General features: G+C 54.7%; 17 protein-coding genes and 2 pseudogenes. 3 read left to right on the top strand and 16 right to left on the bottom strand.

Annotation, left to right across the window (positions count from 1 at the left end; all coding sequences use genetic code 11):
* Positions 1-376 precede the first annotated feature (376 nt).
* Complete coding sequence (locus C5O23_RS12230) at positions 377-649, top strand: hypothetical protein (protein ID WP_107033211.1); 273 nt, start codon at positions 377-379, stop codon at positions 647-649.
* Positions 650-1,244: 595 nt separating this feature from the next.
* On the opposite strand, the gene C5O23_RS12225 is transcribed toward C5O23_RS12230, so the two are convergent.
* The 9 genes from C5O23_RS12225 to C5O23_RS12185 form a co-directional block, all read right to left on the bottom strand.
* Entirely contained in the window at positions 1,245-1,877 is a 633-nt protein-coding gene (locus C5O23_RS12225) for an O-methyltransferase (protein WP_107033210.1), read from the bottom strand.
* A 10-nt stretch (positions 1,878-1,887) separates the two neighbouring features.
* Complete coding sequence (locus tag C5O23_RS12220) at positions 1,888-2,310, bottom strand: type II 3-dehydroquinate dehydratase (RefSeq protein WP_107033209.1); 423 nt, start codon at positions 2,308-2,310, stop codon at positions 1,888-1,890.
* A gap of 68 nt (positions 2,311-2,378) precedes the next feature.
* Entirely contained in the window at positions 2,379-2,666 is a 288-nt protein-coding gene (locus tag C5O23_RS12215) for a hypothetical protein (protein ID WP_124075952.1), read from the bottom strand.
* A gap of 105 nt (positions 2,667-2,771) precedes the next feature.
* Positions 2,772-3,791 (bottom strand): NAD-dependent epimerase/dehydratase family protein, encoded by a 1,020-nt coding sequence (locus C5O23_RS12210; RefSeq protein WP_107033207.1) that lies wholly within the window; start codon positions 3,789-3,791, stop codon positions 2,772-2,774.
* A 54-nt stretch (positions 3,792-3,845) separates the two neighbouring features.
* Complete coding sequence (locus C5O23_RS12205) at positions 3,846-5,144, bottom strand: glycosyltransferase (RefSeq protein ID WP_107033206.1); 1,299 nt, start codon at positions 5,142-5,144, stop codon at positions 3,846-3,848.
* Positions 5,141-6,556 carry a TIGR00341 family protein gene (locus C5O23_RS12200; protein ID WP_107033205.1) on the bottom strand — a complete coding sequence of 472 codons (1,416 nt, stop codon included), beginning with the start codon at positions 6,554-6,556 and terminating at the stop codon, positions 5,141-5,143. The genes C5O23_RS12205 and C5O23_RS12200 overlap by 4 nt, the downstream gene beginning before the upstream one ends.
* 22 nt (positions 6,557-6,578) lie before the next feature.
* Entirely contained in the window at positions 6,579-8,396 is a 1,818-nt protein-coding gene (locus C5O23_RS12195; protein ID WP_107033213.1) for a Na/Pi cotransporter family protein, read from the bottom strand.
* Between the two features lie 97 nt (positions 8,397-8,493).
* Complete coding sequence (locus tag C5O23_RS12190; RefSeq protein WP_107033204.1) at positions 8,494-8,919, bottom strand: HIT family protein; 426 nt, start codon at positions 8,917-8,919, stop codon at positions 8,494-8,496.
* A gap of 148 nt (positions 8,920-9,067) precedes the next feature.
* Positions 9,068-9,976: a helix-turn-helix domain-containing protein gene (locus C5O23_RS12185; protein ID WP_107033203.1), complete on the bottom strand. Its 909-nt coding sequence runs from the start codon at positions 9,974-9,976 to the stop codon at positions 9,068-9,070.
* 203 nt (positions 9,977-10,179) lie between these two features.
* On the opposite strand from C5O23_RS12185, the gene panB reads away from it, so the two are divergent.
* The gene (gene panB, locus C5O23_RS12180; protein WP_107033202.1) at positions 10,180-11,001 is read left to right on the top strand and encodes a 3-methyl-2-oxobutanoate hydroxymethyltransferase; all 822 of its coding nucleotides are present in this window, start codon (positions 10,180-10,182) and stop codon (positions 10,999-11,001) included.
* A gap of 150 nt (positions 11,002-11,151) precedes the next feature.
* Here panB and C5O23_RS12175 read toward each other — a convergent pair whose 3' ends face one another.
* The 6 genes and pseudogenes from C5O23_RS12175 to C5O23_RS12145 form a co-directional block, all read right to left on the bottom strand.
* The gene (locus C5O23_RS12175; RefSeq protein ID WP_107033201.1) at positions 11,152-12,081 is read right to left on the bottom strand and encodes a hypothetical protein; all 930 of its coding nucleotides are present in this window, start codon (positions 12,079-12,081) and stop codon (positions 11,152-11,154) included.
* Between the two features lie 209 nt (positions 12,082-12,290).
* Positions 12,291-14,537, bottom strand: coding sequence for a TonB-dependent receptor (locus C5O23_RS12170; protein WP_107033200.1), 2,247 nt, complete (start codon positions 14,535-14,537; stop codon positions 12,291-12,293).
* A gap of 155 nt (positions 14,538-14,692) precedes the next feature.
* Positions 14,693-16,090 (bottom strand): pectate lyase, encoded by a 1,398-nt coding sequence (locus tag C5O23_RS12165; RefSeq protein ID WP_370528412.1) that lies wholly within the window; start codon positions 16,088-16,090, stop codon positions 14,693-14,695.
* Between the two features lie 159 nt (positions 16,091-16,249).
* Positions 16,250-18,250, bottom strand: a complete 2,001-nt coding sequence (locus C5O23_RS12160; protein WP_107033199.1) for a RagB/SusD family nutrient uptake outer membrane protein — start codon at positions 18,248-18,250, stop codon at positions 16,250-16,252.
* A gap of 19 nt (positions 18,251-18,269) precedes the next feature.
* Entirely contained in the window at positions 18,270-21,539 is a 3,270-nt protein-coding gene (locus tag C5O23_RS12155) for a SusC/RagA family TonB-linked outer membrane protein (RefSeq protein ID WP_410520473.1), read from the bottom strand.
* A 318-nt stretch (positions 21,540-21,857) separates the two neighbouring features.
* Positions 21,858-22,440, bottom strand: a pseudogene (locus tag C5O23_RS12145) (apiosidase-like domain-containing protein); the annotation flags it as partial.
* Positions 22,441-22,657: 217 nt separating this feature from the next.
* Here C5O23_RS12145 and C5O23_RS12140 point away from each other — a divergent pair.
* On the top strand, positions 22,658-22,879 hold the full coding sequence (locus C5O23_RS12140; RefSeq protein ID WP_107033196.1) for a DUF2795 domain-containing protein: 222 nt from the start codon (positions 22,658-22,660) through the stop codon (positions 22,877-22,879).
* Positions 22,880-23,153: 274 nt separating this feature from the next.
* Here the strand turns inward: C5O23_RS12140 and C5O23_RS14685 are convergent.
* A pseudogene (locus C5O23_RS14685) lies at positions 23,154-23,330 on the bottom strand (IS1634 family transposase); the annotation flags it as partial.
* Between the last annotated feature and the right edge of the window lie 229 nt (positions 23,331-23,559).

Raw genomic sequence — 23,559 nt, 5'->3', positions numbered from 1 at the left:
ATTGAGTGATTTTATCAGCTGTCCATATATCGGCTGTCCGAAGAAATTACTACTTTTACTCATGGTTATTCATGGATTGTTTGGCGACACCAAAATAACCATTTAGGGCTGACTCCTGCAATAGGTGTCAGCCCTAATTTTTCAATCGCTCAAAAAAAGTTTAGCGGACAGTAATAAATAAAAATGATAGAGGGAATACTCCGGCTCATGACCTACTTTATTGCAAGTGACTCAGCTGAAAAACAGATAAAAAAGAAAATATCAAACAAATACCTGCGCTTTCTTCTGTGGCTGATAGCCGGAATGGGCATTCTGTTTCTGTTCGATTGCATTGCAGGCTTGATTAAAAGAACTCTTTAACCCATCCCCACCGACCATGCTGGAAATCATTCTTGTCTCCGTGCTTGCCATAGTCGCAACGATATTCGTAGTGTATCACATAGGATGGCGTCTGTCATCGGCCTTCGCAAAAAGGGCACTCTTTCATGTGGTATTTATAAGCACCTTCGTGGCATTTTATGTGCTGTTCGAGAATACATTGTTTGAATCGGTTGAAAGCGGATGGCTGCGTTTCGATCTATGGAGCGTGCTCGACAGATCTGATGCACCGCTCCCTAACAATATACGCGGACCCCTTCAGCCCCTATGAGCGGTTTATCCGCCCGGCAGCAAAAGCCACATAAAAAACTATCTTTGGGCAGCGGATTCCGGGACCATTCGTGGTGGTAAATCGGTGTCCTTGACCGGACACCACATTTGTTTGAATGTTCCCTCCCCCGACACCTACGCGCAATGCGCTGCGGTGTCGGGGGCTATGAGTAAATCGGTGTCCGGCAGGACACCCGATAGCCACGGATCATCCGGATCCGCCTTGTCGGGCACCTGCTGATCGCGTAGCCATCCGGAATCCGCTTTTTCAGACGTGTTGCCGCCTGCGGATCTGTCAGGCCATGTTGCGCGTGCTGAGACCGGATGGGCGTCCGGAGGACGCAGATTTACTCGTAGCCCGTGACACCGCAGCGCAAAGCGCGCAGGTGTCACGGGTTTGTGATCCCCCCTGCATATGGTGTCCGGCAGGACACCGGTTTACCGCCCGGCCGGATATGAAAAAAGCTGTCTCCCGACAGCTTCAATTCATTTAATAAACCAATCATTATCACATTTCTTGCAATGGAAAGTAATTTTACCATGTACTTATACAACGCATGGCTTCCTGAATGGTTCACTAAAATTTAAAAATTTTTTTATTTCTTTCTGATCAGCGTCAGACCGTCGCGCAGAGGCAGAATCACGGTTTCGAGATCCTCTCTTGACGCCACATAACTGTTGAAACGATCCAAAGCCACGGTCTGGGCATCGTGATTCGTCTCGGTGTCAGTCACTTTGCCGTCCCATAGAGTATTGTCGGCAATGATGAATCCCCCCTGGCGCAGGCGGGGAAGCACCGCATCGAGATACTCCGTGTATCGGCGCTTGTTGGCATCGATATAGATCAGATCCCATGTCTCGTCGATCTTGCCTGCAATTTCCTCCGCATCACCAATGTGGAGCGTGATCCTCTCACCGTCCGGAGCCGATTCGAAAAGCTCCGTCAGTTCCTCCTCCATCTCATCGTCAATCTCTATGGTGTGCAGCTGTCCGTCAGGCTTCAGCCCCTCCGCAAGGCAGAGAGCCGAATAGCCCGTATAGGCACCCAGTTCCAGAATGCGCCGTGGGCCTACCATAGCCGAGATCATGGCCAGCAGACGCCCCTGGAGATGCCCGGAGCACATGCGCGGATAGAGATGGCGCAGATGGGTGCGGCGGTAGAGCCGGCGCAGATGGTCGGGTTCGGGAGAGATATGGCTGAGGATATAATCGTCTAAAGTTTCTGCCATGACAAGCCTCTTATTTTACGTGGCCCATCACGAATGCCTGGGCGGCAAGGAAATATGAATTGAGGCCGAAACCGGTGATGGTTCCGCAACACACCGGCGCAATCAGCGACTTGTGGCGGATGGCCTCGCGCGAGGCTGTGTTTGAGATATGCACCTCGATCACAGGAGTCTGTATGCCGGCTATCGCATCGGCGATGGCGAGCGATGTGTGGGTATAGGCACCGGCGTTGAGGATAACCCCGTCGGCATCGGTATTATGCAGAAAATCAATGATATCTCCCTCGTGGTTCGACTGGAGATATTCAATTTCGTCGCCGTCAAGCATCTCGCGCAGTTCCACGAGATAGGATTCGAAAGTGCGCGATCCGTAGATCTTGGGCTCGCGTGTGCCCAGGAGATTGAGATTCGGACCGTTGATGATAAGCAGTTTCATATGGTTGGGGGTATATTTTTTCAGATGGTTTTTAACTGGTGTTTTTAACAACCTCTAAATCAGACTCTTCACGCCGCCGCTAATCCCGGATTCATGACCAAAGCCCAGACGGCCGCGCTTGAAAGCGCCATGAGCAGCAGTAGAATCCAGCTCACATAAGGCCGCGTCTGATAAGCGCTCCAGGCAAGCCATGCGGAGAGAAGCATGTAGAACGGATAGATCCACACGAAAGTCTTCACCGTCTCCTCGCCTGCGGGGAGATTGGCTACGAGGACCGGAAACGAAAATGCCGGCAGCAGAAACACTATGATCAGCATCGTCATCCACAGAGGTGGTCTTTGCTTGGCAGGACTCATGGGCTAAATGATTTGGATTCTGATTTATATATAATATATGTAATAGGTATTGTCTCTGATACGGCAGTCGGCCGCCATAGGGCTTGGAGGATGTTTATCAGGCTCTTAATCCACCTTCTTCTTTCGCTGCTTCTGAGCCTCTTTTTCAGTGAGATAGGCTCTGACAGTGCGCCTGACGCCCTCTTCAAGGTCGATCTGTGGCGAGAAACCGAAATCGCGCTGCGCATCGGAGATGTCACACGCCCAGTTGCGCTGGGCCATGATGTTATACTTGTCTGAATTCAGCGTCACAGCCTGCATCTTGGCCGCACCGTATTTCTCAGACACCGCGCAGGCTATTTTCAGCGCCCACAGCGGCAGTCTGACAGGCACCACCAGGCGCCGTCCGAGCTCCCTGGCCACTATTCTGCGGAATTCCTTCTGCGAATAAGCCCGCGGCTCGGAGATGATGTATTTGCGGTGGACGGGAGCATTTTCAAGCGCATCGAAAACCGCACGCGCCAGATCCTCCACATAGATGAACGTCAGCATCTGACGGCGGAAGCCCACGCCGAAATCAAAGTGGGCGTCGATGCTCTTGATCATCATGAGATAGTCCTGCTCATGAGGACCGTAGACACCCGTAGGACGCAGTATGATCCACGGAAACTCAGCCGGGAGAGTCTGCAGCAGCGTCTCGGCCTTGATTTTCGACAGCCCGTAGCGAGTGTTGGGCTGAGGAATCATCGAGTTGGTCAGCGGACTGTAGGTCTTCTCATCGCCCGGACCGATGGCCGACAGCGATGACATGTAGAGAAACTTCGCCGGATGCTGGTTGTTATTGATCATCGCCTCGCAGAAGTTGCGCAGATACACGTAGTTGATCTGGTTGAAATCGCTGAAATTGACACACTTCGTGGCTCCGAGGTTGTAGACCACATAGTCCCACTGTCCGTCCTTGAGCTGATCGGTCAGTTTCTGCGGATCGTCATAATCCAGAGTGATGAACTTGAGTGCCGGATCGGTCAGATAGCGGCGCGAGGTGCTTTCGCGCACACCGCACCAGGTCTCATAGCCTCTCGAAAGAGCCTCGCGGGCTATGAATCCGCCGATAAAACCTCCGGCTCCGACTATCAGTACTTTCATATCTTCAGAAGGTGTGAATTAAGAGGTTGTTTTTAAACAATCTCTAAAAGCCTATTAATCAATTATTTCCGAGAAGAGATCGATATATTTGCGGGCTATCACCTGTGAGGCGAACCGCTCGCCTACCGAGTCGTGAAGCTCCTTGCGCGGAATGTCGGCTTTCAGCGCCCACATTATGCCCTGCGCCACATCCTCCACATCCTTATAGCGCGCTATGTAGCCGCTTTTAAGATGCTCCACCACATCCGTGCGGCCGTCGCCGCCAAATGTCACCGGAATCGCGCCCCCGGCCTGGCCCTCCACCAAAGTTCCGCCGAGAGTCTCGTAGAGCGAGGTGGACAGCATCACCTTGGCGCTGGCGCAGAGATAGCGTATGATCTTGAAGTCGTTGATCATTCCGAGCCACTGGTGCGAGAAGCGCAGACGGTCAAGAGCCTCTTGGTTTTTAAGCTGTCCGAAAAAGTAGACGGCCGTTGTCGAGGCAATCTCCGGATAGTTGTCGAATATATGGTTCAGAGCGTCTATCGCATAGTCGAGACCCTTGATTGGATCATCGAGACGTGCGGCTCCGAAGAGGATGATGTTCGGCTTGTCGGGTGTGAACAGTGTGTAGAGCGACCTGTCGCGTTCGTAGTAAAATTGTTCGATAGGGAAGGGGTTGTGGATAGTCCTTATGCTGTGGCTGCGGAGTAGCGACGAACTGCGCGCGCACTCCTCAAGCCAGTGGCTCACCGTCACGTAGCTTATGGGCACATCGCCCAGCAGGCGGTGTTTCTTTCCCCAGCACTTGTGCGAGAGATCGCCCGGACTGCCGCCTCCGGACAGAAACTGGCAGTCGCCACATTCCTTCCGGTAGTGGTCGCAGTCATAGGCATGATGGCAGATGCCGGTCATGGCCCACATGTCATGGAGCGTCCACACTATCTTTTTTCCGGCTTCATGCAGCTTGCGTATGCCTCTGACCCCCATAAGCCCCTGGTTTATCCAGTTGAGGCAGACAATATCGGCCTCCTTTACCCAGGGATGGTGGTGGACATTGAGGGCGAATGACCCGGTCGACACTTTGAACAGACGGCTGTAGTCGAAACCTACGGCCGGAAGAATTCTCAGCCGTTCGAGGCAGAAAGCCATTGAGCGCAGGAAGCGTGTGTATATGCAGTCCACGCTCTGTTCCTGCGAGGTCTTGGTGTAGACCACCATTCTCGCGTCCACACCCTGGTCGCGCAGGGCCTGCAGAAGTCTGAACGTGACAATCGCGGCCCCACCGAGAGTGTCGGAGTGATTCACGAGCACCACCTTCTTTCCTCTCAGGTTGTCAGGCAGTCTATATTCTGAGCCGTTGGTCTGTGTCATTTTTTCTTTGCGGTAGTTGCGTTCCCGCCGGCATCCTTGCCTGCGCGGGCAGCCTGGAAATCAATCTGGTTTCCGACATTGATCAGGGTGATGTTTTTGTCGTTCAGACGGGCCTTCAGATAGTTCTCAAACTCGCGCTGCTTGTCGGCTGACATCTGACGGCTGTATTTCACCAGAGCCATGCTCACGGTGTCGAGCTTCTCTGTCGATATGTTGCCGAACACCGCACGGCTCACAGCTATCTCCTCCACTTGCGGAAACACCACCTTGATCTCCGGAGCTATCCGCCCGGCAATCGTGTCGTTGATCCGCGCGAAGGCTATGACGCTTCTCAGTGAGTCGATGGTCTGCTGCTGCGACGTGAGCGATGTGCGGGCAAACTCATAGATGTCGCTCATGCTCGGCAGTCCGTTTTTGAGTTCCGACAGGTCGGGCGAGTCACCCTGTATGATGTTCAGGCGTGCTCCTTCCAGCCCGTAGTTCTTAAGCTGTGCTGACATGGCCAGCTGCAGCGAGTCGGCCGGAAGCACCTTGCCTATCAGTGTCACTGTGATTACCCTCTCGCCATGTTCTATGACCGCGCTTTTGCTCAGCACCTGGGTCGAGGGGAAGTTGAACTGCTGGGCTATGAAGCGGTCGGCATTGGTCGAGAATCTCGACTGGCGCAGCATGTTGTAGGTCAGATAGAGCGAAGGGAGTAGTGTGAGGATAGCCACGGTGTAGACAATCCGGCGCACCTTGCGGGAGCGTTCCGGATTTCCGGAGACCGCCGGATGGTAGTGCATCAGCTTCACGCCTATAAACGTGGCCAGGCCTATGTAAATCGAGTTGATCAGAAACAGATAGAATGCGCCGAGGAAATAGTTGAGCTGCAGGGTGGCCAGACCGTAGCCTGCGGTGCAGAGCGGTGGCATGAGGGCGGTGGCTATCGCCACGCCGGGAATCACGTTGCCCTTTGACTTCGAGCCTATGGCCACTATGCCTGCCCCGCCGCCGAAAAATCCTATCAGCACGTCATAGATCGTCGGCGACGTGCGCGCCAGCAGTTCGCTGTGGCCCTCGCTCACAGGCGAGATGATGAAATAGATTGTCGACGTCAGCACACTGAACATTGCCGCCATCACCAGATTGCGCAGCGCCCGCTTCAGCAGTTCGAAATCCTGCACTCCTACACCCAGCCCTATGCCGATGATGGGCCCCATCAGCGGCGAGATGAGCATGGCGCCGATGATCACGGCCGTCGAATTGGTGTTCAGGCCAAGCGAGGCGATGAAGATGGCGAGAATAAGGATAAGCATGTTGGTCCCCTTGAAGGAGACTCCCTCGCGGATAGCGCTTTCAGCCTCTTCCTGCGGCAGCAGATCGTCGGTGAGCGTGAAGTAGTTGACCAGATATTTCTTGAGTGACGGCATTTGGATGGCGTGTGTGTCTTGCTCAGACGGGCTTCTTGCGGAACTGGGCTCTCACTTCGTCGACCACGTTGATGATATAGTCGCCGATCTTTTCGAGCGAGCCGATGATGTCCATGTAATAGATGCCGGCCTGATATTCGTAGTGGTGGTTGTTGATATTTTCAACGTTTGCCACACGCAACTGGTTGCGCATGTTGTTGATTTCGCGCTCCTGATTGTAAGAGGTGATGATGTCGGCCTGCTCGGCGGTCTCGAAGTTGCGCAGCAGAAGCATCATGTTGGTCATGGCGGCCTCTACGGCTATGAACATCGAGTCTATGTTGCGCGAGATCTCGTCGTTGAAATTCACATGGCCCTCCTGTTTGCGTATCAGAATCCTGGCCACTCCGTAACAGCAGTCGGCTATGCTCTCTATCTCGCTGACTATGCGCAGCATGGCGGCGATGCGGTGTTTGCCCTCGTTTGAAAGCCTGCCTTCCGAACAGCGGTTCAGATAGTTGGCTATCTCGATTTCCATGCGGTCAGAGATCTCCTCATACTTCTCTATGCGGGAGAACTGCTTGGTGAACTCGTTGCCCGAATTGTTGTGGACAATGTTCTGCGCCATCCCGATCATGCGCTGTACTCTCTGGGCGTAGACCACTATCTCCTTCTCTGCCTGGGCTATGTTGAGTTCCGAGGCACTCATCAGACCTCCGGCAATAAACTTGAGCTGGAATTCCTCTTCCTCCTTGTGCTTGGCAGGCAGCAGTTTCTCCACTACTGTCACATAGAATCCTGTCAGCCAGATCATGATGGCACCGTTGATAAGATTGAACACCGTGTGGAACATCGACAACCCGAACGACACGCTGAACTGCATCTGGGCTATCTTGGCGAGCACCGGATGTCCCGCCGGCAGACTGCCGTCGAAAATGCTGTTGTAGAGTTGCGGATCCGTGGCCTCAAGATCATTCACATAGTTGAAGATGCTGTCAGGATCACCCTGGCCGAGCCACTCGGTGATGTGCACGTTGAGTCTGACGAAGGGGTAGAACACAGCAAGAGTCCACACTATGCCGAAGAGGTTGAAAAGCAGGTGGCCCATAGCCGTGCGCTTGGCTGCCACGTTGCCGCTCATCGATGCAAGCAGCGGTGTGATCGTAGTGCCTATATTGCTGCCGAGCACAACCGCACAGGCCAGATCAAAGGAGATCCACCCCTTGGTACACATGATCAGCACTATGGCAAACGTTGCCGCCGATGACTGGATAACAGCCGTGATGATCATGCCCACGAACATAAACAGAAGCACCGAGGCGAAGCCCATCGACGCATAGCGTTCGAGGAAGGCAAACATTTCTGGATTACTCTGCAGATCAGGTACATAGTCGCTGATCATATCCAGGCCCATGAACATCAGGGCGAAGCCTATAAGAAATTCGCCGATTGACTTCTTGCGGCTGGCGTTGGCGAAGAGCAACGGAACCGCGCAGGCAATCAGCGGAAGTATAAATGCGGAAGTATCTACCTTGAATCCGAACAGTGAGATGATCCAGGCCGTGAACGTGGTGCCGACATTGGCACCGAATATGACAGCCATAGACTGTCCCAGTGTCATGAGGCCGGCGTTGACGAAGCTGACCACCATCACCGTCGAGGCCGATGAGCTCTGGATAAGAGCAGTGATCACTATACCGGTAAGCATTCCGGTAAACCGGTTTCGGGTCATTGCCGAAAGTATTGTACGAAGCCGGTCACCGGCAGCCTTCTGGAGGCCTTCACTCATCACCTTCATTCCATACAGGAACATGGCGACTGATCCTAAAAGACACAGGAGGTCAAGGAAGCTGTAACTCATGTAACGGGTTATAAATGTGTGAAAAGTCGGAGAAACGGTCCTCCATTCGGACACGGCTTTCTCCGACTGCAAATTTATAAAGAAATTTTTGAATTTTTTACAGAGCTGCTTTCATTTTTGCCACCATATCGGCATATTCCTCATCGCTCAGATAAACCTCGCCGGGATTCATGCGGAAAGTGCCGCCGTAGTCAGGGCCGTCGACATACTTCGGAGCCAGATGGAAGTGCAGATGCGAGAGCTTGTCGCTGTAGGCACCGTAGTTGATCTTTTCGGGGTGAAACACCTTGTCCATCGCACGGGTCACGCGGGTTACATCCTTCATGAACGCATTGCGCTCCTCGTCGCTCAGCTCAAACAGATCGTTGACATGGTCTTTGTAGGCCACAAGACAGCGGCCGCGGTAGGTCTGCTCCTTGAACAGAAAAACTCTCGACACCTCAAGAGTGGCGATTTCGATCATCAGATTGTGAAGAGTTTCGTTATTGGTGCAATAGAGACAGTCTTTAGGATCACTTTTCATAAAGCGGATATTTTTTCAGGTTAATAGATTTCGTGGATTAGGTATTGATATCTTCGGTAAGTGACTCTGAGATTTTGAAGAGTTACCTAATCACAAAATTAGTCATAATAATCCGAACCCGCAAACCCTCCCTGACAATCCTCCCGCCTCAGTTCAGGCTCAGGTGTTCCCTGTACTGCCGCGGGCTCTCACCCGTCAGCCGCTTGAACAAGCGGGTGAAATGCTGCGGATACTGGAAGCCAAGATCATAGGCTATGACACTGATGTCCTCTGCCGATGCCGCCAGACGCTGTTTGGCCACAGCCACAATATGGCGTGAGATCATCTCCTGGGCTGTATTGCCCGTCTCCTTTTTCACCAGATCGCCGAAATAGCCAGGAGTCAGACTAACCAGATCCGCGAAATAGGCCACCGAAGGCACTGCATCGCGCCGCTCCTCGCTTTCGAAATAAGCCTTCAGTTCCCTCTCAAAGCGCTTCACTATGTCCGAATTCACCTTATGGCGCACTATGAACTGCCGGTCATAGAACCGGTGGAGATACTCAAGCAGCAGCTGTATGTTGGCCGAAAGCAGTGCCGCCGAATGATGGTCCACCGGATGCTCCAGCTCTTTCCTGATCTTATCCAGACAGTCAAGGAAAATATTGCGCTCGTCCTGCGAAAGATGCAGTGCCTCCATCTGCGAATAGTCAAAGAAACCGAATTCACCTATCTTGTCGCCCAGCGGAGTCCCGTAGATCAGATCAGGGTGAAACATCAGGCCGACCACATCCGGAGCAAGCACCTCGCGCTTCATCTCCACATCAATCACCTGACCCGGAGAGAAGCTCACCACCGTGCCCTCCTGATAGTCATAATGCTTGCGACCGTAGCGCAGCGAACACTCAACCCCGTTCTTCAGAAACAGAGCATAGACGCCATATTTGATCCTGATATTATTCACCACCTGTTTGGCCTCTTTCAGGTCAATGACAGTCACCAGCGGGTGCAGTGTGGTAAGCCCGTAAAGCTTGTTGTAGGCATCGATCGAATCCAGATTCACAATATTCTTTTCCATAAGGCAAATATAATCACAATTTCCGTCCCGTCACCCAACCGTCCGTAATATTGGTAAGTAAGTCCCCGAAAAAGGTCATCCGTCCTCTGCTCGGCAGAGATAAACTTGGTCATTTTGCAGAAACTTAATACCTTTGTCGCGGAATTTCATCATCAGAAACTCCCGCATGAAAAAGCTTCTAAGAATCTAAATTGGAATAAACAATGTCAACCTATACCGTTGAAGATCCCCGCAAGGTGACCACACGCCGCCTTATCGAAATGAAAGCAAAAGGCGAAAAAATCGCCATGCTCACATCCTATGACTACTCAATGGCCCGTCTCGTCGATGAAGCCGGAATGGACGCAATACTTATAGGCGACTCCGCAGCCAACGTAATGGCCGGCTACGGAACAACCCTCCCAATCACCCTCGACCAGATGATCTATCACGCCCAGTGCGTCACCCGCGGTGTGAAGCGCGCCCTTGTGGTCTGCGACATGCCCTTCGGCACCTACCAGGGCAATTCCACTCAGGCTCTTGCGTCTGCCATACGCATCATGAAGGAAAGCAACGCCGAAGCCGTAAAGCTTGAAGGAGGCGAAGAGATCATCGAATCCATCCGCCGCATCATCTCGGCAGGAATCCCAGTAATGGGCCACCTCGGACTCACACCCCAGAGCATCAACAAATTCGGAACCTACAACGTCCGCGCGCGCGAGGAATCCGAAGCCCGTAAACTCATGGCCGACGCCCGTCTCCTCGAAGAAGCCGGCTGCTTCGCCATCGTACTTGAAAAAATACCGGCTGCCCTCGCCACGGAAGTTTCCCGCAGCATCTCCATCCCCACCATCGGCATCGGAGCCGGCAACGGATGCGACGGCCAGGTACTCGTACTCCAGGACATGCTGGGAATCAACAAAGGCTTCACCCCCCGCTTTCTCCGCCGCTACGCCGACCTCGGCACAGTAATTGAAGACGCCATCGGCAACTACATCTCCGATGTCAAAAGCTCAGACTTCCCCAACGAGAAAGAACAATACTAAGAGGTTGTTTTTTAACAACGATCTAAGCTCCTGCCGGAATTTTATCCGGCACCGTAAATAAAAATAAAATGGAAATATGACAGACGGCATCCGATGGTTCGGATGCCGTCTGTCATATTTCCAGGGGATTATAATCCTGAATAAAAAGGATCAATTCTTGTTTGTATTGTAGAGGAGATAGCGCAGATTGGCGGTCACGTTATACTTGTCGTTGTCACCGAGATTGCATTTGAAGCGGATGGTGGCGCCGTTCTGCAGGTTGCCTACAATGGAGAGATCTGTCATCTCCAGGCCTTCGGCCGGTTCTTTATCTCCGGATGTGGCGGTGTAGACGGGGAGAGCATTGTCAGTTCCGGCCACGATGGTATAGCCGTATTCTGTGTAGGTGTAGGGGAGGTCCTTGACCATGAATACCAGCGGGGTCATGCTGTCGGAATATTTGCCGTTGTAGACCTGGAGTGTGGCGGTGCGTTTCTCCTGGTTGAGGTTGACGATGTAGTAGGTGTCTGCCTGAGCGTCAAGATTGTTGGCAGTGTTGTAGACGCTGTTGTCAGTGAGGTCAGTGGCTATCACCGGGCCGACATAGGCGTTGCGCTTGGCATAGGTGGTCACTTCGTAGCGGGGCTCGTTGTTGATGTCGAGCTGATAGCGGATATAGTAGACCGGACCGAGTTTGCGTCCGAAGTAGGCGCGGAGGTTGAAGGTGTCGAATACATAGGTGGAGTTTCCGGCGTTTTCAGGGACGATGCTGCGGCCGGTGGTCACGATGAATCCGTCAAGCTGGTCCTGAGTGTATTTCATTGCCGGGAACTTGAAGGAGAGCGGTGAGGCTGCGGGGCTGAGGATGATGTTTGAGAGGGTGATTTCCACCTGTGCTTCCGCGGGGGTGTATTTGAGGTTGTAGGAAGGTGAGCTTGCTATGAATTCGCTACCGTCCTGGAGGTCGATCACGCGGTTGAAGCAGGATTCGCTACTGCCATAGTTGTAGGTCAGTACCTGCTCGTCGCTTGTGCTTCCGAGGCAGGAGGTCAGGCTGAGAGTGGCTGCCAGCATAGCTGACGAAAGAAGATATTTCTTCATGATTGTCTGGTGTTTGTGTGCTATTGTTTGATTTCTATATTATTGATGATATAAAAGGCTGTTTTCAAACGGCCTCGAAGTCTATAGTTTAACGTGGCTCGCGGGCTCTTATTGTCGGAGAGTGTGCGGGCTTTAGTTAAAAAAGCGCAAAGAAGGGTTAAAAAAGCGCTAAGAGGTTCTGAAATAGCGTTCTGGATATCACCCTCCCATTAGAGCGAAGGGAAGTCGAGGCGGAGGGTGAGGCCTCCGCGGGCGGGGAGTCCGCGCTGGAAGAAACTGTTTGACATCGACTCGAAGCGGAAGGTATTGAAGCTGCGGTCGGTGAGATTCTTGCCCCAGAGTTCAAACGATCCTGCGGGGAATTCGAAGCGGAGGGTGGCGCCGAATTCGGTGTAGAAGGGCTGGCGCCAGAGGTTGGCTTCGTCCCAGTAGATTGATCCGGTGCCGCGCATGTCGGCTGTGAGGCTTACGGCATCGAGCCATCCGAGTGTCAGGGGCTGGCGGTAGGTGGCGGCGGTGAAGAGGGTGTTGGACGGAGCGTAGGGCACCCGTTTGCCTCTGAAGTCATTTATGCCGTCAGAGAAGCGGCGGAAGGTGGCGCGGGTGTAGCCGTAGGCGAGGTTGAAGTGCCAGCGGTCTGTGGGGCGGTAGTTGAGAGTGAATTCTCCGCCGAGGCTGCGGGTGCGGCCGGCGTTGGCCATTATGCGGCCTGTAGTGGTGCCGTCGGGGAACATGGTCAGCTGCTGGTCGCGGCATTCTATGAGGAAGAGGGCAAAGGTGGAGTAGACGCGGTTGCGGTCTACGCTGAAATGGCCTCCCAGTTCGTAGTTCCAGGAGATTTCGGGGCGGTATTTGACCATTTTATCGACGTCGTATTCAGCCGGGCGGCCCATCTCTTCCATGAGGCGCTGCTGCAGGAAGTCGGAAAACATCTGTGTGTTGAACCCTCCTGATTTATAGCCTTTTGCCACGGAGAAGAACACTGCGGAGTGGGGGAGGTTGTAGGTGATGCTGAACTTGGGAAGAAACTGAGCGAAGTGCTGTCTGAGGCGGTCGCTGTTGTCGATGTGGATCTCCTGTGTGCGCAGTGGTATCTGTCCGCGCCACATGGTGGCCGAGGCATCGGCATAGCTGTGGTAGCGCAGGGCGGTGTGCTCGTAGTCGAAGCGGAGGCCGAGTGAGAGCGAGAGGTTGTCGATGTCATAGGAGCTCTGGTGGTAGACGGCTATGCCTTTGACGGGGTTGCGGAAGTCGGAGCCGAGCAGGAGTTCGGGCTGGTCCCAGGCGAGGCGCATTCCGGCGGGGAGCTGTGAGTTGACGTTGTCGAGGATCAGGCGGTTGATTCCGTCTTCCTTGAAGGTGACGGGGGCGTTGATGTCGGCATATTTGTAGAAGCCGAAGACTCCTGCGAGCCAGCCGTAGTCACCGGCTTTTCCGCGGATGACGATGTCCTGGGTGACGTTGCGGTCGCGCTGCTTCTGGGTGAGGGTGAAGTAGATTTCGGGCAGGAAGTCCTGGTCAAGAGTCATGTTGTCTGACAGATACTGGAATCCGGTGATTGAGGCGAGGGTGAAGGCGGGGGTGGTCCAGGTGATGGTCAGACCGTCGGTGAAGGCTGTGCGTCGGTAGAAGGTCGGGTCGTTGTAGTCGATGAGTCCGCTTTCGGCCGAGGCATAGGGGTAGCCGTTCTGGTGGGCGTGGTTGTAGGAGGCCACGTTTTCGATGCTCAGGGCCGATGAGGGGCGGAATATGGTGCGCCAGCGCAGCGATTCGTTGTGTTCGCGGTCGGCGCGGGCACCGTTGTGGCTGTTGCGGAAGTAGCCTTCGCGGCGGGAGCCGGAGGCGCTGAGCGATGAGGCCCATGATGAGGAGAAGCGGCGGTAATATGAAAGGCCGAGGCGGTAGTTGCCGTGAGTGGCGGCTCCGGCAAGCACGCGGAGTCCCTGGTAGTACATGGGCGAGAGGGTATAGACGTTGATGAGTCCGGCTATGGTGTTGCGACCGAAGAGCGTTGACTGTGGCCCGCGGAGCACTTCGATGCGCTCTATGTCAGGCGAGTCGAAGTCATAGGCGTTTTTGTTGAGATAGGGGACGTTGTCGACGTTGAGGCCCACGGCGGGCTGGTCGATGCGGGCGCCGATGCCGCGGACGTAGATTGACGATGTCATCCGCGATCCGTAGTCGGGCATAAAGAAGTTTGGGGCGATTTCCGAGACGCCTTTCATGCCGGCTACGTCGAAGCGTTCGAGCTCGCTCTGGCGGATGGTGGTTACTGTGACAGGCTGGCGTAGCAGCGAACGGCCCTGCTTGACGGAGGTGATGTTGACTTCGCCTATCTGCAGTGTGTCAGGGCCTTCCATGAGCCTGTCGGGGGTGATTCCGTCAGGGGCTGTGGAGGCGATGGCCGGTCCGGATACGCAGAGCAGTGTTAAGAGCGCGGGCAGACGTAGAGACATTATCAGTGGGGTTTTACCTTAGAAATTTTGAGTGCTTTCAAGGAAAGAGAATGCAAAGGTAGCAATTAATGGTCAAACCGATTTAATAGATTATATTAAATAATTATTAAATTTCCGGAAGGGCCGGGGGCAGTAGGCGAATCAGGAGTGGGGGTTTATCGGAGGAGGGAGTTAAGGTAGATTTCGATGTTTGTGTAGCCTCCGGGGTCGAGGGTGCGGGATGTGGCGTCGGTGGGGTCACGGGGGTCGAGGCCGTGAGCCGTCTCCCAGGCATCGGGCATTCCGTCACCGTCGGTGTCAGTGGGGGGGGAGGCGCTGCGGAGCAGGGGCCAGCCTCCTACCTGCGAGGGGGTGTCGATGATGCCGTTGCTGCCGTTTTCGCCGAGGCCGAGTCTGACCTGGCGTATGACGTCACTATCGTAGCTGTCGCGCGCGAAGCTGCAGCCGGCCTGGTCGAGCACTCTGAGGTAGGCTTCGGCGGGGCTGTCTTCGCTGATCATCACGTAGGGGAAGGGTGAGCTGACCAGGCATGTGGGGGCTGCGGAGCCGGGCTGGGGGATGGCTGCGGGGCAGATGCCTGCTTCGGGGGGTGTGCTGCGGCGGTGGCGCATGTAGGGTTTGCCGGGGCGGTCGGTTACGGCCAGACGGTTGTCGGCGGTGGCTTCGGGGGAGCCTTCGATGTGGTTTGCGGCTACGTGGTAGCGGCCGGTGGCGTCATCGGCTACGTCGAGCAGGCGGCTGTGTTGCGAGGCGGGGCCGGGTTTGTAGTAGTTGGCGACCATGTTGATTTCGGCGTGGTGGCCTCCGCCGTAGGCTGTCTTGAATCCCCAGTTGTAGACCACGTTGTTGCGGAAGTCGACCCATTTTGTGCCGTCGACCGATGAGAAGCGGGGGTTGCGGCTTGCGTGGTTGGCGAGCAGGTTGTGGTGGAATGTGGCTTTGTAGCCTCCCCAGATGCCTCCGAATCCGTGGCTTCCTTTGGTGTGGACGGAGCTGTTGAGGCTGTGGCTTACGAGGCACCATTGCACGGTGAGGTTTTCGGTTTTATAGATGGAGAGGCATTCGTCGATGCTCCAGCTGACGGAGCAGTGGTCGAGGATTACGTTTCGCTGGCCGTAGCGTCCGCCGCCTATGCCGTCGCTGTCGAGGTTGTGGCGGTCGCCGGGGCGCACACGGATGTGGCGGACTATTACTTCGGAGGCGTTGATGACGAGGGGGTAGTCTTTGAGGCAGATGCCGTCGGCTGGGGCCGACTGTCCGGCTATTGTGATGCTGTCGTTGTTGATGCGCAGGGGCGAGAGGAGTTCGATGGTGCCGTCGATGTCGAAGACTACGGTGCGGGGGCCTGTGGCTTCTACTGCGTCGCGGAGGCTTCCGGGGCCGCTGTCGTTGAGGTTGGTCACTTTTATGATGCGTCCGCCGCGGCCTCCGGCGGTGTGGCGTCCGTAGCCTTCGGCTCCGGGAAATGCGAGAGGGGCTGTTGCGGCGGCGGGGAGGGCTGCCGCGGCTGTCAGGAGCATGGGGAGGAGGAGGGTGCGGGATGTCTGTTTCATGGTGCAGTGGTGGTGGAGGGGTTGTTGGGGCGGTTGTGGCTGTCAGGAGAGTGATGAAAAACGGACGGCGGTTACGGGCGGATGCTGCCGCCTGTTTCCGCCGTCCGGATCAAGTGGATTATTATTATTTAACGGTTCCGGTAAGGTTCATTCCGATGATCAGTAGCCGGGGTGCTGCTGTCCGGCCAGGCCGGGGTTGACATCCATGATGGCGGTCTGGTGGAAGGGCATCAGCTCGGTCTTGTTTTTGGTGAGACCGTAGAAGATGCCGGTGCCGGTTGAGTTGGTGATCCAGGTGTTTTCGTCAGATACGCCGGTGACTTTTGTCACAGAGAGGTTGCCTTTCTGGGTGGCGGTGTTGATGCTGAACATGTTGAGCACGGTGTATTCCACTTCTTCGGCGTCGACTCCGGCAGGCACGAGGCTGCTGTTGAAGTAGACGTTGCCGCCGGCTTCATAGAATTTGCATTTTGCAGATCCTTTGGAGGCTGAGTTGAGGATGTGGAGGTCTGAGATCTGGTCAGCGGTGAGGTCCATCTGCGAAAGGTCTGACTCCTTGACATCGATGTAGGGGAGTGCGATGTTGGGGTCCTGGAGCTTGGGAGTGGAGGTGATGCGGAAGGCGCGGTAGGGGGCTACGTCGGCGTAGCGGCCTTCGCGCTTGCAGAGCTGCACGAGTTTGGCTTTTTCGGCCATGAGATGTTCATACTGTATGCCCCAGCGGGTGAGGTCGGTGCGGCGCAGGCCTTCGTTGCTGAGTTCGAGCTTGCGTTCCTGGATGATGAAGTCGAGGAATTCGTCGTGGCCGGTGGGGATGGCGCCTGCTTTGGCTTCATCGTTGCGGAAGGCGCGCATACGCACTTTCTTGACGGCTTTGACGGCTTCGTCGGTGGCTCCGTTGTTGAGCTCGTTGAGGGCTTCGGCATACATCAGGAGCACGTCGGAGTAGCGGAGTATGGGCCAGTTGATGTCGCGGCGCGAGTTGCTGGCGCCGATTTCGCTTTTCCAGTTGATGCGGTATTTGCCTACTCCCATTCCGGCGTAGGTGTTCATTCGGTATGTGTCACCGGCCTTGTTGAGGATGAGGGCGTAGTTGCAGACCGACACGTCGCGGCGCTGGTCACCGTCTTCGAATTCGAAGTAGAATGTCGGGATGGCCATCATCTGTGAGCCCGGTTTGCCGAGGGTGAGGCTTTCGCCTGATCCGGGGAGGCCGTTGACGTAGCCTGTGCGGCAGTCAATGGAGTTGGCTCCATACCAGCCGTATTCAAACATGGTCTCGCTGTTGTACTGTTTGAGCGCAAGGTCGCGGAAGAGCTGGTCGTAGTTGCTGACGAGGTCGTTTTCGCCTTTCTGGATCACTGCTAAGCAGGCGTCGGCTGCGATCTGGTAGAGCTCGCGGACGCGTTTCTGGTCATCGCGGCGGTCTATGCGCACGGTGGAGTTGTCATAGGGCACCTGGTCGAGGTTCCAGCGCAGAGACTGTCCGGCGGCGTAGAGGGCCACGCGGGCGAGGATACCGTAGGCTGCGTTTTTGGTGAAGCGTTCGGGGGTGGAGAGGTAGCTTTCGCTGCGCCAGGGCAGGAGTTCGACGGCTTTCTGGAGGTCGCGTACGCAGTGGTCATAGATGGTGTCGCGGCTCACGCGTGATGATTCGAAGGTGTTGAGCTCCGAGGTGGGGCGTTCGTTGAAGGGTACATCACCGTAGAAGCGCACCAGGTTCCAGTAGGCGTAGGCTCTTACGGCGAGGGCTTCGCCCATGAGTCCGTTGACGTGGATGCGGTCAGCTTCTGACGATACGGGCACTTTGCCGAGTTTGCTGATGCAGACGTTGGCGTATTCGATGGATTTGTACATCGAAGTGTAAACGTTGCTGAGCATACCGGTGAGGTTGGTATAGTCGTAGTTGCTGACGTTGTATTTCGAGTTGCTTTCCTTCGATGCGCTTTCGTCGGTGCCTTCGAGGAGCTGGTAGCCGAGTTCCTGGTGGTGGAGTGAGGTGTAGCATCCGGCCACGGTCATGTCGGCGCGGCTTACGGTGGCGAACACCGATTCGCTGTCGGCCTTTGATTCCGAAGGCATTTCGAGCCAGTCCTCGCATGAGGTGGTCAGAGTGCCCAGCAGCAGTGCGGCACCCATTATGTTGAATATCTTTTTCATGATAGAGTTCTGATTTGGATTAGAATGAGAGGTTTACTCCGATTACCCAGCTCTTGGCACGGGGATATGAAGAGTTGTCAATGCCTGGAGTGAGAGCGCTTGCCGACACGGCTACTTCGGGGTCATAGCCGGTGTAGTCAGTGAAGGTGTGGATGTTGTTGGCAGTGGCGTAGAAGCGGAGATTGTTCAGGCGTATCTTCTGTATGGCTTTCTTGGGGAGTGTGTAGCCGAGAGTGATGGTGTTGATACGCAGGAAGGAGCCGTCTTCGATGTAGTAGCTGCTGTGGTCCGAGATGGCGGTCTTGTTGTTTTCGGAAATGTTCCACATGAGTTTGCCGCTGTGCTGTCCGGGGTTGAGTTCGGCCAGGCGGGCGAGGTTTGTGGTGGCTTCACCTGTGGCGGGGTCGATGAGGGTGAAGCGGTTGGCCATCTTGGAGAGGGTGTTCTGGTTGGGGAGGTAGGGGCCGATGAAGCGCTGGGTGCTCATGTTGAAGACTTTGTTGCCGTAGCTGAAGTTCATGAACACCGAGAGGTCGAAGCCTTTATACATAAAGGTGTTGGTCCAGCCGCCGATGAATTTCGGGGAGGCGTTGCCGATGACGGTGCGGTCGTTGACGCTCCAGACGGGGTTGCCGTTGGCATCGGTCTCGCCTGAGATGGCTTTGTATTTGGCATCGCCGGGACGTACTAATCCGTTGAAGCCTTTGAGGCGTGCCACTCCGTCTTTGAGCTTGTAGGTGCCGTCAGAGAGCTGGTTAAAGTCGTCGGTGGTGTAGATGCCGTCATAGACAAGTCCGTAGAACTGTCCGAGGGGTTTGCCTTTTTCGATCTTGAAGCCCATGCGCGATTCGTAGTCCTGGATGAAGAAGTCATTTTCGGCATTGCCGTAGATGGAGAGGACTTTCGAGCGGTTGAAGGCTATGTTGAAGTCCATTGTCCATGAGAAGTCACGGGTGGCGATGTTGACTGTGTTGAGCACAACTTCGATACCGCGGTTGCGGATCGAGCCGATGTTCTGGAACTGGTGGGTGTAGCCTGTCGAGCTGGGGATCTTGTTTTTGATGAGCAGGTTGTCAGACTGGTTGTTGTACCAGTCGAGCTGGAGGTTTACGCGGCTGTTGAAGGCTGAGAGGTCGAGACCGACGTTGAAAGTCTTGGTCTTTTCCCATACGAGTTCGGGGTTGCCGAGGGTGGTTCCGGGGACGAAGGTCGGGAAGTCGGAAGATCCGTTGCCGTAGTGGCCTGAGCCGTATTCGGTGGCATACATGTTGTTGTCGATCTTGTTGTTGCCTGCCACACCGTAGCCTGCGCGGAGCTTGAGGTTCTGGATGTAGTTGCGGGTTGCTTCCATGAATTTCTCTTCAGAGATACGCCAAGCGGCTGATACCGAGGGGAAGCTGTCCCATTTGTGGCCTCTGGCAAATTTCGAGGAGCCGTCGCCGCGGACTGTGGCGTTCAGAAGGTATTTTCCTTCGAAGCTGTAGGAGAGACGGCCGAATACAGACACGAGGCCGATCTGAGATTTGGATGATTTCCACTGGTAGGGGGTGGCGATGCTGACATCGTTGAGACCGAAGTTGCCGTCAGGGAATGAGCGGTATTCGTTTTCAAGTTTCATCGACTCCCAGTGAGAGGTCTCCTGGCCGACGAGCACTGTGAAGTTGTGCTTCTTGTTGAGGTCGAAGGAGTAGTTGAGTGTGTTGGTGATCTGCCAGTTGGAGTCTTCGAAGTTGTCGCGCGAGCCGTAGCCGTAGGGGCTCTTGTTGGAAGCGGCGGTCTTTGTGTTGCCGTTGTCCCAGTAGTCTTTGCGGGTCTGGGTCCACATGTAGCTGCCGGCTGTGCGGAATGTCAGTCCTTTGATGATGTCGATTTCGAGTCCGGCGTTGACGGTGGCCATGCGCTTGAACTTTTTGTTGTCGATCGAGCGGTTGTTGATGATGGGGTTGTTTGCATCATAGTTTGTTCCGCCGGGCATTGCGAGGAATTCGTCGGCGAGGTCCTGGTTGAGCATCTGGTCGTTGGTCCAGAGCACACCGCCTGTGACGGGCTGGAGGATTGTCTGCTTGAGTGTGCCTCCGAGCGATCCGCCGCCTTCGGTTGTGGTTGACTGGAGCGAGGTGGCGAAGTTGAAGCGTACGTTGTCGAAGATCTTGTGGTTGAGTTTGGCGCGGACGCTGTTTTTGCTGTAGTTGTGGCGGTCCATGATGCCGTCTTCACCGGTGTAGTTGTAGCTGACCATGAAGTTGGTGCGCTCGTTGCCTCCGGTGATGCTTACGTTGTGGTTCTGGGTGATACCGGTTTTGCCGAATACTTCGTCCTGCCAATCGATGCCTTGGCGTGTGCGGTACATTTCTGCTATGCGGCTGTCAGCTCCGGTGTAGAAATCGGGGTCGCTGACGCTTCCGCCGAATATGTTGGCGAAGTTGTCGAGGTTGCCGCGGAGTGCCTGGAATTCATACTGGTAGCGTACGTAGTCTTCCACTCCGAGGAGGTCGAGCTTCTTGCCGAGACGGCTGAAGCTGACGTAGCCGTTGTAGCTGACTTCGCTTTTGCCTGATTTTCCGGATTTGGTTGTGATGAGGATCACACCGTTGGCACCTGCAGAACCGTAGATGGCTGTGGCCGAAGCGTCTTTCATCACGTCGATTGTCTCGATGTCATTGATGTCGACGTTCTGGAGGCCTGATTCCATCTGGAAGCCGTCAACGATATAGAGGGGTTCTGAGCCCTGGGTGATTGATGTTCCGCCGCGGACGGTGATGTTGATGTCGGCACCGGGCGCGCCGCTCTGGGTGATTACGTTGACACCTGCGGCTTTGCCGGTGAGGGCCTGTGCGGCTGTTGTCACGGGCATTTTGGCGAGTTCGGCGCCTCCTACCGATGAGGTGGCGGCGGTGAGGTCTTTGCGGCGCACTGTGGCGTAGCCGATGGCCACTACTTCGTCGAGCATGGCTGCTTCGGGCTGGAGGGTCACGTCAATGACGCTACGGCCTTTGACCGCTACTTCCTGGGTCTGGTAGCCGATGTAGCTGAAGCGGAGTGTGGCGTCTGCGGGGACGTTTTTGAGTGAATACTTGCCGTCAACGTCGGTGGCCACGCCTGTGGTGGTTCCCTTGATTATTACGTTGGCTCCGATCATCGGTTCGCCTTCGGTGTCGATCACCGTTCCGCTTACCGAAAGAGTCTGGGCGTTGACAGTGATGCCTGTCATGGTCAGAAGCATAAAGATGTACAACCGCCGGATCAGTGTGGAGCAGACGGCTGAAACAAAACATTGCTTGTCTCTCATAATGGTATTGGTTAAAAACAATTAGAATGTAGCACCTTCTTGTGCTGTTATTAAGGTGAAAAATGGTATTAGAAATCTTAAAAACGGTTCCGAGACGCACAAATTTTGCGCAAAATTAGATAAAATTAGGCAAATTACCCCCCCCGAATAGTTAAAATAAGTTAATCAGAGATTTTGGCGCATTGTGCCCTTATTGTATTTATGACATAGAGAGCGGCCGGAAGGGCAGAGTAAGAAAAGGGGGGCGCCGGGGATTTTGCGAGGGTCGATGGTAAGGTGGGACCCGCTGTGGGTGCCGATGTAGAGGAGGCTGCCGTCGGCAAAGTAGGCACCGTTGACTCCGGGGCGGACGAACTGCATGATGGCATTGTGGCCGTAGGTATGTCCGCATTATCCGGCGAAGACTGACCAGTAGGCGTAGCGGCGGATGTCGAGGTCGTTCCAGCGCGGTTCGAGATCGGAGTGGAGTCCCTGGGGGATGTCTTCGTAGCTTGGCTCGCCGTCGAGGACGGGGCGCAGGGGCTGGCGGACGGTGGCAGAGTCGACGTACATCAAGACATCTTCTTCAGTGCCGTCGGGGATGGGAAGGGGCACCGTATGTATTGAATGAGGGCACACCGTTGATGACCTGGATCTGGACAACATTGTAGCCGTCGGCAGCGGATCGGCGCAGGTAGTGGGCGGCTTCATCGCGGTCGAGCCTCTGAGGGAGAAGCCAGCCGGTGTCTCCGAGCCAGAAGAATGGGGTGCCGTCGGAGTGGCAGAGGAAGCGGTTGTTGGCAGAGACTTTCAGCGGTCCGTGAGTCCAGGGGCGTTCGGCGGCAGAGGCCGTGAGGATAGTGAGTGTCAGACAGATGGCAGCAAACAGACGGGAGAGCCGCGAGGTAGGAAATGTGATCATGGCATTGGGCTGATTATACGGTTGCTATGGCGTAAAACACCGGGACCATCAGGACGGTCCGGATGCAAAATTAGAGAATAATTTGCGGTTTAACGCCGGGTGATGATGGAGTTTAGAAGATTTAACAAATCAAGAAGCGAATTCGATTGTATATATAGATAAAATTCTTACCTTTGCGCCCACAAAAAACGAACATACACATAAACACTTCACAACCATGTACTGGACACTCGAATTAGCATCAAAACTTGAAGACGCACCCTGGCCCGCAACCAAAGAGGAGCTGATAGACTACGCCATGCGTTCCGGCGCTCCGCTGGAGGTAATAGAAAACCTTCAGGAGATGGAGGACGAAGGCGACACATATGAATGTATCGAAGACATCTGGCCCGACTACCCCCAGAAAGAAGACTTCTTCTTCAACGAGGAGGAGTACTAAGCCTACGAAAAAGGATTAACCCAAAGGATACCAGAGAGTTGAGCTTCGCGCTACGCGACAGCCCAACTCTTTTTTCTTGCATTTTACCCCCTTTTACAGCATAATAAACCGGCGTAAAATTATCGCACCGATAAAAAAGGAATATAAACAATCGGGATAAACTGTCGTATAACTCCTGACTTCGTCAACGCGTACCCCAAAAATCATCCGAGAAGAGAGGTGCGATGCGTTGATGCGTTCGGGATATCGCCTGCTTGCTCTGTGGTAAAGTCATCTTAGTGAGTGTGCCTCTGCGGTATGCCTTTTCAAGCCTGCGGAGTCCTTTCTCGCGGTTATACGCATCCTTGCGGGCGCGGTCGGCGTTATATCCCACCAGCAGACGTTTGCCGTATCCCTTGTCGTATTCCACCATCTGACAGTCGTTTTTCGGCTGACTCAGTATCCATTCCTGACTTCATCACTCAATTTTTTGAGTAATGAAGTCAGGAAAAAGAGCATGCAGAAGTTGCCGCTCCGTATGCAGGCGACCGAGAAGTTCCGGTATATTGGAAAATATTACTGTCCGCTAAACCATAAAAAGGCGAGTCCAACTTCCTGAACGGCAGAAGTTGGGCTTACTTTTTGTATTTGACAAGCCCCCTCAGCAGTTTTCAGGAACTTCTGGAGGCGATTCCGATGCT

The sequence above is a fragment of the Duncaniella muris genome (genome assembly GCF_003024805.1).
In the GTDB taxonomy this organism is placed as follows: domain Bacteria; phylum Bacteroidota; class Bacteroidia; order Bacteroidales; family Muribaculaceae; genus Duncaniella; species Duncaniella muris.
The sequence above is the reverse complement of the archived record's forward strand: the minus strand, read 5'-3'. Positions and strand labels throughout refer to the sequence as shown.

Coding starts and splice junctions, on each gene's coding strand:
- C5O23_RS12195 (WP_107033213.1), bottom strand. CDS start 8,396: ATGAGTTACAGCTTCCTTGACCTCCTGTGTCTTTTAGGATCAGTCGCC.
- C5O23_RS12170 (WP_107033200.1), bottom strand. CDS start 14,537: ATGTCTCTACGTCTGCCCGCGCTCTTAACACTGCTCTGCGTATCCGGA.
- C5O23_RS12190 (WP_107033204.1), bottom strand. CDS start 8,919: ATGAAAAGTGATCCTAAAGACTGTCTCTATTGCACCAATAACGAAACT.
- C5O23_RS12160 (WP_107033199.1), bottom strand. CDS start 18,250: ATGAAAAAGATATTCAACATAATGGGTGCCGCACTGCTGCTGGGCACT.
- C5O23_RS12185 (WP_107033203.1), bottom strand. CDS start 9,976: ATGGAAAAGAATATTGTGAATCTGGATTCGATCGATGCCTACAACAAG.
- C5O23_RS12210 (WP_107033207.1), bottom strand. CDS start 3,791: ATGAAAGTACTGATAGTCGGAGCCGGAGGTTTTATCGGCGGATTCATA.
- C5O23_RS12225 (WP_107033210.1), bottom strand. CDS start 1,877: ATGGCAGAAACTTTAGACGATTATATCCTCAGCCATATCTCTCCCGAA.
- C5O23_RS12140 (WP_107033196.1), top strand. CDS start 22,658: ATGTACTGGACACTCGAATTAGCATCAAAACTTGAAGACGCACCCTGG.
- C5O23_RS12165 (WP_370528412.1), bottom strand. CDS start 16,090: ATGAAACAGACATCCCGCACCCTCCTCCTCCCCATGCTCCTGACAGCC.
- C5O23_RS12200 (WP_107033205.1), bottom strand. CDS start 6,556: ATGCCGTCACTCAAGAAATATCTGGTCAACTACTTCACGCTCACCGAC.
- C5O23_RS12175 (WP_107033201.1), bottom strand. CDS start 12,081: ATGAAGAAATATCTTCTTTCGTCAGCTATGCTGGCAGCCACTCTCAGC.
- C5O23_RS12215 (WP_124075952.1), bottom strand. CDS start 2,666: ATGAGTCCTGCCAAGCAAAGACCACCTCTGTGGATGACGATGCTGATC.
- C5O23_RS12220 (WP_107033209.1), bottom strand. CDS start 2,310: ATGAAACTGCTTATCATCAACGGTCCGAATCTCAATCTCCTGGGCACA.
- C5O23_RS12230 (WP_107033211.1), top strand. CDS start 377: ATGCTGGAAATCATTCTTGTCTCCGTGCTTGCCATAGTCGCAACGATA.
- C5O23_RS12205 (WP_107033206.1), bottom strand. CDS start 5,144: ATGACACAGACCAACGGCTCAGAATATAGACTGCCTGACAACCTGAGA.
- C5O23_RS12155 (WP_410520473.1), bottom strand. CDS start 21,539: ATGAGAGACAAGCAATGTTTTGTTTCAGCCGTCTGCTCCACACTGATC.
- panB (WP_107033202.1), top strand. CDS start 10,180: ATGTCAACCTATACCGTTGAAGATCCCCGCAAGGTGACCACACGCCGC.